This window comes from Helicobacter mehlei (assembly GCF_007280785.1).
Classification (GTDB): Bacteria; Campylobacterota; Campylobacteria; order Campylobacterales; family Helicobacteraceae; genus Helicobacter; species Helicobacter mehlei.
Map to the genome: position 1 here is coordinate 1 of NZ_VKGC01000027.1, position 15,544 is coordinate 15,544.

General features: G+C 45.8%; 13 protein-coding genes. 4 read left to right on the forward strand and 9 right to left on the reverse strand.

What is annotated here, in order from left to right; all coding sequences use genetic code 11:
• Positions 1-256 precede the first annotated feature (256 nt).
• The 6 genes from gatB to moaA form a co-directional block, all read right to left on the reverse strand.
• Complete coding sequence (gene gatB, locus FNE76_RS07315) at positions 257-1,690, reverse strand: Asp-tRNA(Asn)/Glu-tRNA(Gln) amidotransferase subunit GatB (protein ID WP_120948705.1); 1,434 nt, start codon at positions 1,688-1,690, stop codon at positions 257-259.
• Between the two features lie 287 nt (positions 1,691-1,977).
• The gene (locus FNE76_RS07320) at positions 1,978-3,201 is read right to left on the reverse strand and encodes a M16 family metallopeptidase (RefSeq protein WP_120948714.1); all 1,224 of its coding nucleotides are present in this window, start codon (positions 3,199-3,201) and stop codon (positions 1,978-1,980) included.
• A gap of 202 nt (positions 3,202-3,403) precedes the next feature.
• Positions 3,404-4,453 (reverse strand): dehypoxanthine futalosine cyclase, encoded by a 1,050-nt coding sequence (locus FNE76_RS07325; protein ID WP_143928462.1) that lies wholly within the window; start codon positions 4,451-4,453, stop codon positions 3,404-3,406.
• Between the two features lie 8 nt (positions 4,454-4,461).
• Positions 4,462-6,933, reverse strand: coding sequence for an outer membrane protein assembly factor BamA (bamA, locus tag FNE76_RS07330; RefSeq protein WP_120948715.1), 2,472 nt, complete (start codon positions 6,931-6,933; stop codon positions 4,462-4,464).
• A 162-nt stretch (positions 6,934-7,095) separates the two neighbouring features.
• Complete coding sequence (gene mqnE / locus FNE76_RS07335; RefSeq protein WP_143928463.1) at positions 7,096-8,178, reverse strand: aminofutalosine synthase MqnE; 1,083 nt, start codon at positions 8,176-8,178, stop codon at positions 7,096-7,098.
• 16 nt (positions 8,179-8,194) lie between these two features.
• Positions 8,195-9,163 carry a GTP 3',8-cyclase MoaA gene (moaA, locus tag FNE76_RS07340; RefSeq protein ID WP_120948708.1) on the reverse strand — a complete coding sequence of 323 codons (969 nt, stop codon included), beginning with the start codon at positions 9,161-9,163 and terminating at the stop codon, positions 8,195-8,197.
• A 78-nt stretch (positions 9,164-9,241) separates the two neighbouring features.
• Between moaA and FNE76_RS07345 the strand changes: the two genes are divergently transcribed.
• Both FNE76_RS07345 and flhB read left to right on the forward strand, forming a co-directional pair.
• Entirely contained in the window at positions 9,242-9,832 is a 591-nt protein-coding gene (locus tag FNE76_RS07345) for an NTP transferase domain-containing protein (protein ID WP_235852305.1), read from the forward strand.
• Positions 9,822-10,883: a flagellar biosynthesis protein FlhB gene (gene flhB, locus FNE76_RS07350; protein WP_120948710.1), complete on the forward strand. Its 1,062-nt coding sequence runs from the start codon at positions 9,822-9,824 to the stop codon at positions 10,881-10,883. The genes FNE76_RS07345 and flhB overlap by 11 nt, the downstream gene beginning before the upstream one ends.
• Here flhB and FNE76_RS07355 read toward each other — a convergent pair.
• The 3 genes from FNE76_RS07355 to FNE76_RS07365 are packed head-to-tail and all read right to left on the reverse strand — an operon-like array spanning position 10,878 to position 14,026.
• Complete coding sequence (locus FNE76_RS07355; RefSeq protein ID WP_120948711.1) at positions 10,878-11,801, reverse strand: alpha/beta fold hydrolase; 924 nt, start codon at positions 11,799-11,801, stop codon at positions 10,878-10,880. The genes flhB and FNE76_RS07355 overlap by 6 nt on opposite strands.
• A gap of 10 nt (positions 11,802-11,811) precedes the next feature.
• The gene (locus FNE76_RS07360) at positions 11,812-12,666 is read right to left on the reverse strand and encodes a menaquinone biosynthesis family protein (RefSeq protein WP_143928464.1); all 855 of its coding nucleotides are present in this window, start codon (positions 12,664-12,666) and stop codon (positions 11,812-11,814) included.
• Positions 12,659-14,026, reverse strand: coding sequence for a Na+/H+ antiporter NhaC family protein (locus FNE76_RS07365; RefSeq protein WP_120948712.1), 1,368 nt, complete (start codon positions 14,024-14,026; stop codon positions 12,659-12,661). Before FNE76_RS07365 ends, FNE76_RS07360 begins: the two co-directional genes overlap by 8 nt.
• Positions 14,027-14,283: 257 nt before the next feature.
• Between FNE76_RS07365 and FNE76_RS07370 the strand changes: the two genes are divergently transcribed.
• Both FNE76_RS07370 and FNE76_RS08310 read left to right on the forward strand, forming a co-directional pair.
• A complete protein-coding gene (locus FNE76_RS07370; RefSeq protein WP_120948713.1) occupies positions 14,284-14,877 on the forward strand; it encodes a YkgB family protein in 594 nt (197 codons plus the stop codon).
• A gap of 333 nt (positions 14,878-15,210) precedes the next feature.
• On the forward strand, positions 15,211-15,366 hold the full coding sequence (locus FNE76_RS08310) for a hypothetical protein (RefSeq protein ID WP_162983108.1): 156 nt from the start codon (positions 15,211-15,213) through the stop codon (positions 15,364-15,366).
• Positions 15,367-15,544 lie beyond the last annotated feature (178 nt).

Here is a 15,544-nt window from a genome sequence, read left to right on the forward strand (position 1 = left end):
CACTGTTTGACCTGTTCCATCGCTTTGCGATCGTCCATAGCATGTAAGGATGCTAGAAAGCAGGCTAAAAAATATAAAATTTTTTTCATCAAAGATCCCCATTTTTTCCATTGTAACACATTCCTTGCCACTGAGGGGTGCCCCCAAGCTTGTAGGAACACTAAAAACCCTTGTAGATTTGGATTTAAAAAGTGTGGCAACACCTTTGGGATTTGGGGCGTGTGCCAAGTCTGCCCCCGGGGGGCGGGGGGAGGCTTTAAGAGCCTAATTTTTCTTTTAAAAGTGTGTTGATCGTGGTGGGGTTGGCATTTTTCAAGCGTTTGAGCACTTGGCCGACAAAAAAGCCAAAGAGTTTGACCTTGCCATTTTGGTACTCAGCGACCTTATCGGCGTGTTGGGCTAGCACCTCTTCAATGGCTTGTAAAAGCAGAGCACTATCATCCACTTGGGCTAGGCCCAGTTGGTTAATCCAATCATCCACATCGCTAGGCTGGGTCGTTTTTTGCTCCATCAGCTTGTCTAAAATCTCCTTACCCGCTTTGCCCGAGATATGCCCAGTGTCAATGTGGCGGACTAACAAACTCAGCGTATCAGCATGGATGGCGCAATTTTCTAGACTTTGCTCGCCCTCCAAACGCCCGATTAGCTCCACTGCCAGCCATGTAAAACTCCCCTTTGCGCTGGCACCCAAAGCCACCATTTTCTCAAAATAACGCGCAACCACCACATCGCTAACCAACATTTGGGCGTCCTCACTCCTAAGCCCTAGACTTTGGATATAGCGTTGCTTTTTGGCCTCAGGGAGCTCGGGGATATTTTGGGCTTTTTGCAAGAGTTCAGGCGGGATAAAGACACGCCTAAGATCAGGATCGGGAAAGTAGCGGTAATCTGCTGCCCCCTCTTTGCTACGCATCGACTGCGTAATCCCTTTTGTGGTGTCAAAAAGCCTCGTTTCTTGCACCACTTCCTTGGCGTAAGTCCCGCGTTCGTAAGCCTCGCTTTGGCGTTCAACTTCGTATTCAATGGCTTTTTGGATGAATTTAAAGCTATTGAGGTTTTTGATCTCCACACGGGTATAGAGTTTGGGATCACCCTTGGGGCGGATAGAGACATTAGCATCGCACCTAAAATTACCCTCTTGCATATTCCCATCGCAAATATCCAAAAAACACACAATGGCATGCAATTTTTTCAAGTAACTAATCGCCTCTTGGGGGCTACGCATATCCGGGCGACTCACAATCTCTAAAAGGGGCGTGCCCGCACGATTCAAATCCACCTTAGAAAAGGCATGCTCGTGGATATTCTTGCCCGCATCCTCCTCCAAATGGGCGCGCTCAATGCCAATGCGTTTAATTTGCCCCTCTAGCTCAATATCTAAATACCCATCACTGACAATGGGCAATTCATATTGTGAGATTTGGTAGGCTTTGGGCAAATCGGGGTAAAAATAATTCTTGCGCGCAAAAATGCTATTTTGGTTGATTGTGGCATTGATCGCTGTGCCAAAGGCGATCGCCTTAGCTAGGGCTTGTTCGTTCAGCACGGGCAGGGCTCCGGGCAAACCTAAGCACACCGGGCAGGTGTGGCTATTGGGGGTGTCCTTAAAGCTAGTGGGGCAGGAACAAAAAATCTTGGTTTGCGTGTTGAGCTGGGCATGCACCTCTAAGCCGATAATGGTTTCAAACATGGGACTCCTTTAACCTATGAAAATCTAAAGTAGGCATAGAGGTATAATAATAAGGCTCGTAAGGCAATGGCAAGGAAGATAAGACCTACCAAAGACCATAAATAGAGCAAGATTCGCCTTGTAATTCTAGTAAGTGGTTTTAAAGGCCTTTTGAGAATCTTTTTTAACATCGATGGGACGGCGATAAGAATGATTGACAAAAATACAACAAAGCTAATTAGATTAAACATCTAAATCACCCTGCTTTTTCTGATTGTGCCAACAATGGTTTCAAATATAAAACTCCTTTAGATACTATCCTTGGGTGCCATTTGCTGCTTTTTTTCCTCTTTTTGTTCTTGGATTTTAGGGTCCATGGTAACAATACCAAAGCTCAAGTCATTGATCTCAACGTGAGATTTGATGTAGTCGTTAATCTCTTGCAAACTCAAATGGCGGATGCGATCGAGCATGATCTTGTCATAATCTAGGGGCAAACCCAAATAAAAGTTGTGGAATTTAGTTGTCAAACGCTTGCTTAAGGTTTCATTGGCTAGGGGTTCAGAACCTAGTAAGAATTTTTTAGCCCCATCTAGTTCCTCTTGGGTGATCCCCTTTGCCACAAACTCCTTAATGACTCCACGCACTAAGGCGATACTTTTATCTTGGTTTTCTAATTTGGTTTGCAGATAGCCCGTGGTGCAGTTGATGATCCTAGAGAGTTGGATACGCATATAGGCACTATAAGCCAAGCCCTCCTTGACTCGAATTGTGTCCATCAAGCGCGAGCCAAAGCCACTAGAGCCTAGCACAAAGCCCATCACTTTGGCTAAGGGTAATTCTTTTTCCAAGTCTTTCATGTGGAAAGGCGAACCAAAGTAAATATAGGCTTGTTGGCTGTCTTTATAGACGACTTTAGTTTCGGGTTTTTGCGTGGTGCTAAAATAGGGGGTGAAAAAGGGCTTGTTGGAGGGCAGGGCTTCTAGGAGGGGTTTTAGAGACTCTAGGGTTTTATCAATATCCATATCCCCGCCCATAACGATGATGAGCCGCTCAATGTCGAGCGCGTCCTCTAGGCGTTTTTTGACATCCTCTAAGGAGATGGTCTTAATGCTCTTGGGTGTTCCAATGGAGGGGTGGGCTAGAGGGGTGTTGGCAAATAAAATCCCATTGAGCTCTAATTGGGCTAAGTAGTCAAAATTGCTCATCTTATTAAGAGCTGCTGCGGTCATGCGTTTTTGCACCTTTTCTAGGGCACTGGGGGTGAGATTGGGCGAGAGCAAGAGATCGTGTAGGTAGCCAACTGCTTTATCTTGGTATTCTTTTAAAAAACTCAAATCAATGTGCAAGGACTCCAAGCGGATATCGGCATCTAGCGTGATCGCCAGATCTTCAAGCTGTTCGGCAAATTTAACACTGCCCAGCTCCTTAGTGCCCTCATTGAGCATGCTAGCACTCAATTTGGAAAGCCCAAACTTATCCTTGTCCATGATATTGCCCCCACCCATGAACATAAACTTGATCGCCCCCATAGGCAAGAGGTGGTTTTCTTCATAGATCACGGGGACCTTGATTCCCTTGATCTCAAAATATTTAATCCCCTCCCCGACCTGATCGCGTTTAATGGTCTGTGCTTGTTGTGTGCCTTGTTTATTTTGTTCCATTTTCCGTTCCTTCCATATTCCAATGATGATGAGTGCTACGATCAAGAGCCCTAATAAAATATAGCGTGTTTTAGGCATGGTATCTCTTTAAAATTTCATAAGCGGTGTTACGCTTGGCTGCAAGGCTTCCAATGTCCCCAATCAAAGCCACCATCTCTTGCTCGTTCAAACAAAAACTCGTCCCTGCTGCCTTGACCACATTTTCCTCCATCATCACGCTCCCTAGATCGTTGGCTCCAAATAAGAGTGCTAACTGCCCAATAAACGCCCCCTGCGTTACCCATGAACTTTGGATATTTTTAATATTATCTAAAAACAACCGGCTACAAGCCAAGAGGCGTAAATAGCGATTAGAGCTGGCTTTTCTGATATGGGGCATTTCTTGTTGCAGGGGGGTAAAGTCGGGTTGGAAACTCCATAGAATAAATGCCCGAAAGCCCCCCGTTTCATCTTGTAAATCCCGCACCCGCTCCAAATGCTCGGCGATATCTTCATCTGTATCTGTCGTACCAAACATCATGGTCGCCGTGCTTTTGATGTCCAGCTTGTGTGCCTGCCTGTGAATCTCAATCCAACGATCCGCACTCAGCTTCTTAGGCGCGATCACTTTTCTAACCCGATCGCTTAGCACCTCCGCCCCTGCCCCCGGGATTGAGCTTAGTCCCGCTGCTTTTAAACGGGCTAAAACCTCTTGCAAGGACAGCCTAGAGATTTTAGCAATGTAGTCGATTTCCACAGCTGAAAAGCCGTGTATAGTGATGGTGGGGAATTTTTGGGCGATGTGGGCGATTAGATTTTCATAATAGTCAATTTTAAGTTGGGGATGCACCCCGCCTTGGAACAAAATCTGCGTGCCCCCGATAGCTAAAAGTTCCTCGATTTTTTTATCGATGGTGTCAAAATCCAAGATATAAGCGTCTTTGTCTTTAAGCGTGCGCTTAAAGGCACAAAACTTGCAATCCACAAAACAAATATTGGTGTAGTTGATGTTGCGATCCACAATAAAGGTCGTGGTGTTATCCGGGTGCAATTCTTGCTTTTTGGCTAATGCCATTTGCCCCAATTCCTTTAAAGGTTTGTGTGCCATGTAATCAAGTAATTCTGCTTTGCTCAAGCGCATGTTTTCTCCTAAAAGCGTGTCCCCATAGAAAATTCAAAACGCTGGGTGAGATCGCCAAAATTGGGGTTAAAGAAAAGACCTCTTTTGTCACTCCAGTCGTTGAAAAAGGCAATGGGGAAGATCAAGACCAAAGGTCCCATGGGTGAAATCCACTCAATTTGCAAGCCCGTAGAGGCGCGCCAAGTGCCTTGTTCATAGCCCGCACCGACCACGCCATAATCTTTAAAATCTACATTGGTAGAGGGGGCGTTATGCCAAAATCCTCCCGATTTTGTAGGGGCTTTATAGGTCAAAAAGCCCCAGTCAAAAAACCACGCCAAGCGCATTTTAGCCGCCTTGAGCAACCCGTAGCTCAACTCTACAGAGCCCGTATAAAGCCCATCGCCCCCCACCCACATGCCCAAAGGCGTGCGGGGTGTGATCGAACTGCTTCTAAAGCCTCTAACCGTGGTAACACCCCCTAGATAAAAGACGGAGTTTAGGGGCAAATAATCTTCTGTGTTGTAACGGAAGATATATCCCCCTTGGGTTTTGAAACGCGCGATCAAATCAATTAAAATGTATTTTTGTAGGTGGTGGTAGGCGGCAAATTTGCCATAAATTTTGACATTACGCACATTCCCCCCCAAACCATTCCACGAATTTAGGTCCCCTTTGGAGGGTAAGCCTGCCATCGTAACATAGTTAGCAAAGGTGAAACCATTTTTAGGGAAGTAGTAGTCATCGGTGTTATCAAAGTTGGTGCTGAGAGTAAAAGAACTGATTGCCGGTGTGTGGTAATCGCGATTCCAAAGCCCACGCAGTGGTTGGTTGTTGGGTCCAATGGCAGGCTGCCCATTAGGGTAGCGGATGATGGTATTTTGGCTACTATAAAATTGCTCATACAAGGGGCTAGAAAACCCCAAAATCTTGGTGATATTGTAGCTATAACCTAGGTTCATGCTAAAGGTGTTAGTGATCATGCGCCCCGCACTCACGCGAAAGCCCCCGCCTTGTTGGATGTAGTTATAGTTGATGATGTATTCGGCAAAAAGACTAATGGAGGTGCTATAGCGGCTATCAAAGATGCGTGGGTTAGTTAAGGTTAAGTTCCCCGAGAACATCCGCCCACTGCCTCTAATCCCATAATTCCGATTGCCCCCACCCGTAGAGATGTTGGCATACAAACTCATGTTTTGACCCGTGCCAAAGAGGTTTTTCTCGCTCACGCTCCCATTGAGCATGAGCCCCCCATAGCTCCCATACCCTACGCCAAATTGCAACTGCCCCGTGCGCCCCTCCTCAACATTGACCAACAAGTCCATCAACTGGCTATTAACCCGTCTTTCCTCAATCTTGACCTTAGAGAAAAAGCCCAAACGGCGCAAGGCACTTTCTGAGTTGGCGACTTTGGTTAGACTGTAACGCTCTTTAGGGCTTAACCACACCTCACGGCGAATCACGCGATCACTGGTGCGTTGGTTGCCCGAGATGATAATGTCATTGATATAGACCATGTCCCCAGTTTCAATGCGGTAAATCACCTTCACCTTGCCATGTTTTTCGTCTTTATCCAAGTCGGGTTTGACCACCGCAAAGGCATACCCCTGATCGGCAACTTCTCTTTTTAAGATTTGCGCATCGGCACGCATGTGTTCAATGTTAAAGACTGCACCCTTTTGTACCTTGATCGCCTTGAGCAATTTAGGGATGGGGACAACGGGTTTATTGATTTGGATTTCAATGCCCGAAACGCGGTACTGAATCCCCTCCTTGACTTTATAGTAGAGTTTTGCCTTGTGCGTACCAAAGTTGGTGTTCAAAAAAGGCGAGGACACATTGACATCTAGGAAACCATGGCGCAAATAGACATCTTGGATACGCATGGAGTCGTATTCCAATTCGTTCAAGTGCAATTTCCCCGAGTTTAAGCCCCACATCCAGCCCATAAAGTCGCGTTGTTTGTTTGCGCTCAAACTTTCCACCACGCGTTGTTTGAGTTGCTTGCGCCCTTCATAAACAGAACGGGTGATGTGGATATTATTCCCCCGATTCACATCAAAGATGATGCGGTAAGCCCCTTGATTGGCTAACTTTTCCGTGCGCGCTTCCACCACGCTCCCATAAAAGCCTTGTTGCTCTAGGGCAGCTTTTAAAATATATTTGGCATTTTCTAATTTGGTCTCATCGTAGGTGTCCCCCTTTTTGATCCCCATTTGGGTATAGAGGTTTTCTTTTTCCTTTTCTGTGCCATAGCCTTTAATTTCAATGCTCGCAACTCTAGGCTTTTCCTTAAAATGAAACACCAATTTGCCGTGATCGAAGGTGGCATAGACATCTTGGAAATAGCCTTGATTATAAAGTGCTAAGATCGCTTCATCAATCTTTTCAGGGTCTAAAATATCATTTTGTCGAATCTTGGTGATCTCATTAGCTAGCATATCCGACATGTAAGAGAGATCTTCATATTCAATGCTTTTGATGCGTTCTTGTGCATCCAAGGGTGAGAAAAACTGACCGATGCAAACCACAATAGCGGCGAGAAACTTTTTAATGTTGCTGTCCTCACAATTCAAGCATGATAATTTGGATTTGCCCTTATTATACCCAATTTTTCCAAAAGTAATAAAAAATAAAGCTTTGGTAAATCAACATTTAACAGACTACCACACTCTCAAAGGATTATAAAGACTATCTCTCTCCACCGCACAAAAACGCGCGTCTTTAATTTGGTAAATCAAATCCTCCTTGCTAACCCCCCGCTTGCTCTTAGCCCCTCCGGCTGATTGGATCATCTCCACTCCAATGGTGCCATCTAAATCATCTGCGCCAAATTCTTGAGCCACCATCGCTAAATTTAAGCCCAAAGTCGCCCAATAAGCCTTGATGTGGGGGATATTTTGTAAGACAATACGGGCAATGGCGATCGTCTTTAAGATTTCAAGGGCGCTAGGGCTTCTTTGCACCTTCAAAAAATTATGATCCTTTTGGTAGAGTAAGGGGATAAAGGCATTAAACCCCCCCTGCTTTGCCTCCACTTTATTCTGTGGGCTTTGGGCATTTTTCAAACGCAACATATGATCCAAGCGGTGCTCTCTATTCTCCACATGCCCAAAAAGCATAGTCGCATTGCTCATCTTGCCCAAAGAGTGCCAATATTGGTGGATTTCAAGCCACCTAGTGGAGCTGACCTTGCCCGCACAAATGTGCTTGCGCACCTTTTCATCAAAAATCTCCGCCCCACCCCCGGGCATGCTATCCACGCCCGCTTTGAGCATATCCTCTAACACTGCTTGGTAGGGCTTGTTAAACTTCGTGCTTAAAAAATGCACCTCAGCAGCGGTCATTGCCTTTAAGTGCAAATCCTTAAAGCTTGCCTTGATTGCCCTGAAGAGATTTAAATACCACTCATAACTATAATTAGGGTTATGCGCGCTCACCACATGCACTTCTTTAATGCCCCTAGCATAGGAATCTTGGATTTGCTCTAAAATTTGCTCTTGAGTCATTTCATAGGGGGTGGGGTTCTTACGGCTGGCTGAAAAAGCGCAAAACTTGCAACTATCCGCGCAAATATTGCTCGGGTTGATGTGGCGGTTGGTGTTGAAAAAGACCCTGTCTTGGTGCTTTTGTGTGCGGATCGTGTGCGCCTCTTTAGCCAAGACAAATAAATCATAATCGTAGAGTCTAGCTAAAACGCCCGCCTCAGCACATTGCCCATTTAGGGCTTGTTCTAATAAATCCATCGTCATCCTTTTTGTTTTATCCCCCCGTTTTGTAAAACGCCCGCTCAGACACTTGGTTTTGCATGCCCTTGTGCCATAAATTCTTTTCAGGCTTGTTTTGCACGCCTTGGTGCAGGGCTTGGCGCATTTGGCTAGGCGTGCCCTTTAAAATCGCCTCCTTAGCACCCACGCTATCTTGGTAGTAAAGGCAGGGGAAAATCGTGCCATCGGCACTCAGGCGGATTTTATTGCAATGTTTGCAAAAATCGTCATTGTGTGGGGCGATGATCCCAAATTCATAGCCATTCTCTAGGGCGTAAATCTTAGAAGGGCTCAATCCTTCGCTGATTAACCTGACATGGGGGTATTTGGCTTTAATGACCTCCAAAATCTGCGCCTCACTCAAGCCTTTAAGTTGGCTATTGGCATGCGTGTTCTCCATGAACTCAATGTAGCGGATTTGGGCGTTTTTACCCCGTGCAAATTCCAAAAGCTCTAAAATTTCATCCCCATTAATGCCTTGCAACACGACCATGTTAAATTTCAGCCCCAAGCCCACTTTTAACGCCTCCTCCACGCCCTCTAAAACCGTTCTTAAGCCGTCCTTTTGTGAGATTTTAGCCACCCGCTCGGGTTTGAGCGAATCTAAAGACACATTAACCCGTTCTAGCCCCGCCTCTTTGAGGGCTTGGGCTTGATTTTTTAGCAAAAATCCATTAGTGGTTAAAGCCAACTTGACATGGGGGGCGTAGGCGTGTATTTTGGCGATGAAGGGGGCTAAATCTTTGCGGATTAAGGGTTCACCCCCCGTGATGCGGATTTTTTGGATACCCTCATCGATGGCAATCTTGATAAACTCTAGCATTTTATCTAAGGGCAATAATTCTTCGCGATCAAAAAAATCCATGGGTGTGGTCGGCATACAATACTGGCACCTAAAATTACATTGCTTGGTAACAGACACCCGCAGATAGTCAATTTGCCGCCCAAAAGTATCTATTAGCATGGTGCCTCCATGGTTTTTTAGGCTAAAATACCAAATACAGCTACAATTTGGGCTGAAATCTCTTTAAAATGGTGGGAAATGCGCGCTTTTAAAATAACAGACATGCCCTGTGTGATTCTAACTGGCGGGCAGAGCAAGCGCATGCAAATAGACCAGCAACAAATTAATAAAGCCCTCCTGCCCTTTGGCAAATTTAGTACGCTCCTAGCCTACCAATTTGACAAAATGTCTTGCTGGTTTGCAAAAGTCTATGTCTCTAGCAAAAAACCCTATGATCTGCAAGCCCCCTATCTTTTAGACAGCACGCCTAGCTACACCCCCCTAGCTGGTTTGGTGCCTACCCTGAGTGTAGCTAACCCCTTTGTGTTTGTGATCCCCGTGGATATGCCCTTTGTAACCTTTGAGACGATCTTAAAACTCTATGAACATAAAGACAAAGCCCTAGCAATCTACCCCCAAAGCGTGCAAAATTTTTATCTGTGCAGTGTGTGGCACAAAGACGCATTGGCCACCCTCCAGCAAGATAGTCCCCCAACTATGCGCGCGCTTTTGGCAAAATTGGGTGCTTTGGGGGTAGCAGTGGAGGCTAATACAGAATTTAGCAACCTCAACACCTATGGCGATTATTTAGAGGCACTCCAACACTTAAAGGACACCCATGGCAGATGAAGAAAAAACCGAACTCCCCTCGGCCAAAAAGATAGAAAAGGCGCGCGAAGAGGGCAATGTGGCTAAAAGTATCGAGGTGGTGGGTTTTTTGGGGCTGGTGGCTAGCTTTGTTTGTGTCTTTGTCTTTTTTAGTAGCTGGCTTGATGGCTTTAAAGACATGTTTAGGCAGTCCTTGCATTGGATCAAATTGGATTTCACCCCCCATAATTTGCATGTGCTAGGTTTGGAGCTTCTAAAAGACTTGTTGTGGATTTTATTGCCCTTTTTGTTTGTGGTGGCATTGGTGGCTTTTTTGGCTAATGTCTTGCAATTTGGTTTTTTATTTAGTCCCAAGGCAGTTGCGCCTAAATTGGTGAAAATCAACCCCATCAATGGCTTTAAAAATCTCTTTAGCCTCAAAAAGCTTTTGGAAGGCGCGCTCATCACCACCAAAGTTTTTATCGCCTTCATTTTGGGCTTTGTGGTGGTCTATTGGTTTGCCCAAGAATTAGGGGGTGTTGCCAAGATCAATTTTAAAGCCCAAATGCTGTGGTTTAGAGATAAAGCCCTGTGGCTCATCGCCATTTTATTATTTTTGTTCTTAGTGGCTTCCATATTGGATTTTTTCATCAAAAAACGCCAGTATATCAATTCGCTTAAAATGACTAAACAAGAGGTCAAGGACGAATACAAGCAACAAGAGGGCAATCCTGAGGTGAAAAACAAAATCAAGCAACTCATGCTCAAAAACTCGATGAGCAAGATGATGGCAGCCATTCCGAGTGCTAATGTCGTGGTAACCAACCCCACGCACTATGCGGTGGCTTTAAGGTTTGAGGAAAATGACCCCGCTCCTGTGGTGGTGGCTAAGGGAATCGATCATTTGGCGATTCGCATTAAGGGGATTGCCAGAGAACATGAGATTGAGATCATTGAAAACCCCCAACTAGCCCGCCAACTTTACAAAGAAGTGGATATTGATGAGGTGATCCCTAAAATGCTCTTTGAGGCGGTGGCGATTGTGTTCGCCCAAGTGGCGCACCTAGAGCGCATGCGCAACCAAAAATCATAGCCCTTTATGCTCCAACCACCCCAAGAGGGTTTGCAAGACCTCTTGTTTGTCTAGTTCATCAAAAATCTTGTGGCGATCTTTTTCAAACAAACGCAGGGTAATATCGCTAAAACCCTGTTTAGCCAGACAGCGATAAGCCCGCACAACTCCCACGCCAAAATCCCCGCACACATCGTCTAAGCCACTCAATAGCAAAATGGGCAAACTCTTATCCCCATAAGCGTGGGCATAAAAAGCGGAACGCGCGCCCTCAAGCAGGCAGATAAAGCTATTGGTGCTAAACACAAAGCGACTCGCCTTATCCATGCCATAAAGTTTGATCACCCGCTCATCACGGCACAGCCAAGACCCCTTAGAGCCCATCGCCTTCACGCGTGGGTGCTTGGAAAAAAGGGCATTGAGCCCCCAAGTAATTTCTATCCCAAAACCTCTAAAGATTTTAAGCAAGAACACATAGAGCCCCAACCCAAAAAAGGGGGCGGGGGTGCCCGTGAGCACCAAGCCATCTAGCTTGCAATAATTGTGTTGCACTAAACGACGCGCCAACAAAGAGCCCATGCTATGCCCTAAAAGCACTAATTGATGCGTGGGATACAAGCTTTTAATGTGGGTGGCTAATTTTGCCATGTCTTTTACTGCCCATTCAAACCCATCAACCCCCATCTCCCCCCAGCACACCTCGGTGCTATTTTCTAGTACACTCAAGCCATGCCCGCGGTGATCGGCGACAAAGACCACATAACCCTGATCGCATAGTTGTTCGGCTAGCCACACATAGTGGCGTTTGTGCTCCACCATGCCTGTAGCGATTTGCACCACCACCCCTCTAGACTCTTGGGGTTGGTAGTGGTCAAAATGGATGTCTAGGTAGCTAGGTTGCGCGCTGCTAAAACGCCCTGAAAGACACCGCCCGTGCAAAATACCTCCTTTAAGAAAATCTCAACTGGTGGTAGTGGCTAGGAATCACATGATCGGCACAAGAAATCCACTCTGGGAACAAGCCATGCTTAAAGCCCAACTCAAAGAGCTTATCAATGCCTTGTTGTTGTTCTAAACTGAGTGTATAAGAACTGGCATTGGCATATAAATCTAAGTAATGGCGTAGGTGATTGGCATTGACTCGGATTAACCCGCGTTCCATGAGCATGCCAGAGAGCAGATCGGCATGCTCTAGGGCGATTTGGATGGCGCGACTCAAATTTTTCTCTAAGATGATAGCTTGATTAAGAGGGATGGATCGCCTAAGCACCATGCCCCCTAGGGGCAAGGGCAAAGTGGAATCAGAGAGCTCACACCATATCTCCCATAACTCTTTCTCCACCACCAAATCACTATGAAAATTCAAAATACTCTCATGGATGAGCACGCCCGCATCCACTTCCCCGCTCAAAACTGCCCTCTCAATCTCTAAGAAATTTTGATACACCACTCTAGCCTGTGGGTAGTAGAGTCGGAATAAAAGGGCGTTGGTGGTGTATTGTCCGCTTAAAGCAACCTTGAAGTTGCGTTTGAGGCGTGTGGTCTTTTTTTTAATCAGCTTAGGACCATAGCCTAGCCCAAAGCTAGTGGCACATTGCAACAAAGCGTAATTGTCTTTGATCAAGGGGTAGAGTCCAAAACTCACTGCACTAATGGCATGCGTGCCCTTGAGGGCTTCTTGATTTAAGGTTTCAATGTCTAGGGCATAGTGGGTGAAGGGCTTGGGTAGATCCACCCAGCCAAAGACAATGGGGTAGAACATAAAAATGTCATCAGCGTCGGGGCTATGGGCGATACTAAGCAAGGGGGATGTCTTTTCTTTTTCTCTCTAAACTTTTTAGCACCCAAGTGCTATAAGTTCCGGAGAAAATATATAAAATCATAAACACACCCAAGAGCCCCTGATACCATAGCAAGGGCAAGACCTCTAAAAAGGACACCGCCCCATTAGCAAAGCCTAACAAAATAAGCATTTGTGCCCCGTAAGGTAACAAACCTTGGAAAATGCACGAAAAAACATCTAAGATCACCGCACTTTCGCGGCGATCCACCCCAAAACGCACGCTGATACGGCGGCTAATCTCACCGGCAATCACAATGGAGACGGTGTTATTGGCAATGGCAATGTCAATGAGGCTAATAAGCGTGGCAATTCCAGCTTTAGCACTTTTCTTGCCCACAATGATCTTTTCAATTTTGGAGATGATCCACGCAATGCCCCCCTGCCTTGTAACCATGAAGGCAATGCCCCCCGTGAGCAAAGAGAGCAGGAAAATTTCTTGCATGCTAGTAAAGCCATTGTAAATTTCTTTGGCAAACCCTAGCAAGCTAAAAGAGTCGTAATAAATCCCAATGATACCCGATAAAATGACCCCACAAAAGAGCACCACAAAGACATTTAGCCCCAAAATGGCCAACAAGAGCACGAAAAGATAGGGGATGGTTTTGACAAAATTAAAATCATGAGTCCCCATAGTGACAATACTCTCAGGTCTGCCAAAGATCAGCAAGAGAATAATCGTAAGGATACTAGCAGGCAGGGCAATATAAAGGTTGATCTTAAATTTGTCGCTCATCTCTACCTCTTGTGTGCGTGTGCTAGCAATCGTGGTATCTGAGATGATGGAGAGATTATCCCCAAACATCGCCCCGCCCAGCACGGCTGCCAAGACCAAGGGTAAAGATAGCCCGCTTTCTTGAGCCAAACCAATGGCAATAGGGCCTAAAGCCACAATTGTGCCCACACTCGTGCCAATGGAGGTAGAGATAAAAGCAGCAATCACAAAGAGTCCTGCAGCCAAATACGGGGCAGGGATGTAGGTTAAACCCAGATTAACCGTGGCTTCCACCCCACCGCTAGCCTTGCCAACTACGGCAAAAGCCCCAGCCAAAAGGTAGATGATGCACATGATCATGATGTTCTTATCCCCACAGCCTGCTAAGAAATCATCAAATTTTTTGTTCAGATCGTCTTTGAAGATCAAAAAAGCCACCGCTACGCCCACGGCGGCTGCAACAGGTCCTGAGACTTGGTAAAAGCCCATCTTGACCCCGCTAAGTTCCAAATAAAGTCCTGCGCCCAAATAAATGGCAATAAAAACGATGAAGGGAATAAGACCAATAAAACTAGGTCTTATCTTTTGGGTATCCTCTTGAATTGGCATGGTGATCCTTTAGTGTTGTTTTTTAAGGCAAAAATCCAAATTCCACAACACTAGCGCATCAGTTTGCTCAAGTGCTCCACAGAGAAGCGTCCCATGTTGGGTGTCCCTCCCATCACGCCCAAAGCTTGTAAAATTAGATTACAACTCTTTGGAACGCGCAACATCAAAACTCCTTCAAAATATTAAAGCGGGTATCCTATCGTATTTTAGTTAAAATTGTGCTAAGGTGTATGGGATTTTAGATTGAGGAGTTTTAAATGAGATTGAATCAACAAATCGCACAAAAAATTAGCCAATTTAAAGATCGCGCCTTTTGGTGTGTGCGCCTCAGTTTGTTTGTGATCCTCGCATGGATGGGATCGCTTAAATTTGTCGATTATGAAGCAAGGGGCATTGTTCCCTTGCTAGCCCATTCGCCCTTGGGTAAGTGGCTTTACCACCATGCCCAATCTTACCAAGAACACACCAAAGACACGCCCGAAAATCGCGCATGGCACCAGCAAAACAAAACCTATCAAGTATCCTATGCCATCGGTGCTTTGGAGCTTTTCTTGGCTTTTTTATTGCTCTTGGGCTTGTGGTTTCCCTTAAGTGGTATGGTAGGCGGGGTGTTGGTGGCTGGCATGGGCTTAGTAACCCTCTCCTTTATCATCACCACTCCGGGTATTTGGATGCCCCATTTGGGCTTTCCTTATTTAAGTGGGGGCGGGCAGTCCCTGCTCAAAGATTTGCTTTTATTCTCGGGGGGTTTTTTGGTAGCCGGCTTGGATGCGCAACGCTGGTTGGAGCGCAATGGCTTTTTAAGTGCCCCAACCCAAAACACATGTGGTAAAAAAGGATGTTGTGGGTAACATAGTCCCCTAATCTTACAAGATGATCGCGACTACTTGCCTACTTGATGCAAAACCTCTTTGCCCAGTTTAAAGCCAAAGCTAACATCGTGGAATGGCTGGAAGTTACACCGCTAAAGTCTTAAGTCCTAGCTACCCCCCAACAACGTGACAAACACTACAAGCAGTTAATGGATCTCATTGGGGGCTGGACTCTTTTTTAAAGCACTCTTGTTTAGAGGGATTGCACAAGCACACCCCCACACCTATTAAAAGAGATATGCGCAGGCGTACCTACAAACTAGAAAAGAATCCCCCTCTAAAAGCCCCGTCCCTTTGGGCAGAAGGGCGTATGTGGCTTTTAGATACATCGCCAAGAGTTTTTTACATTCCCAAGACTTCCAGTTCCCACAAGTATTTAAAGCCCTTTGCCAAGACAACTTAATCGGCTTGCAAGCCCTGCTCCATCGTTTTCGGGCTTTGCCCACAAGCGAGCAAGAGGGCTTTTAAGGGCTTACAACGCGCATTGCAAAATACTTTAGTGTCAGCCAACTACCACCACACTAACACATTATCCACAAAAGATTACTAATTTAACTCCATGCCACTTTTAAAGGCGCGCAGAGTCTCAAACCCCTAGCGGGTGTTCTTGGGCGCAGTGTAGATTATATCCCCCTTGTGGGGGCTA

What these genes read in the sequence shown, in the direction of transcription:
- FNE76_RS07365 (WP_120948712.1), bottom strand. Translation starts at nt 14,026, where the DNA reads ATGCCAATTCAAGAGGATACCCAAAAGATAAGACCTAGTTTTATTGGT.
- FNE76_RS07320 (WP_120948714.1), bottom strand. Translation starts at nt 3,201, where the DNA reads ATGGGGGCGATCAAGTTTATGTTCATGGGTGGGGGCAATATCATGGAC.
- FNE76_RS07345 (WP_235852305.1), top strand. Translation starts at nt 9,242, where the DNA reads ATGCGCGCTTTTAAAATAACAGACATGCCCTGTGTGATTCTAACTGGC.
- FNE76_RS07370 (WP_120948713.1), top strand. Translation starts at nt 14,284, where the DNA reads ATGAGATTGAATCAACAAATCGCACAAAAAATTAGCCAATTTAAAGAT.
- gatB (WP_120948705.1), bottom strand. Translation starts at nt 1,690, where the DNA reads ATGTTTGAAACCATTATCGGCTTAGAGGTGCATGCCCAGCTCAACACG.
- FNE76_RS07325 (WP_143928462.1), bottom strand. Translation starts at nt 4,453, where the DNA reads ATGCGCTTGAGCAAAGCAGAATTACTTGATTACATGGCACACAAACCT.
- mqnE (WP_143928463.1), bottom strand. Translation starts at nt 8,178, where the DNA reads ATGGATTTATTAGAACAAGCCCTAAATGGGCAATGTGCTGAGGCGGGC.
- flhB (WP_120948710.1), top strand. Translation starts at nt 9,822, where the DNA reads ATGGCAGATGAAGAAAAAACCGAACTCCCCTCGGCCAAAAAGATAGAA.
- moaA (WP_120948708.1), bottom strand. Translation starts at nt 9,163, where the DNA reads ATGCTAATAGATACTTTTGGGCGGCAAATTGACTATCTGCGGGTGTCT.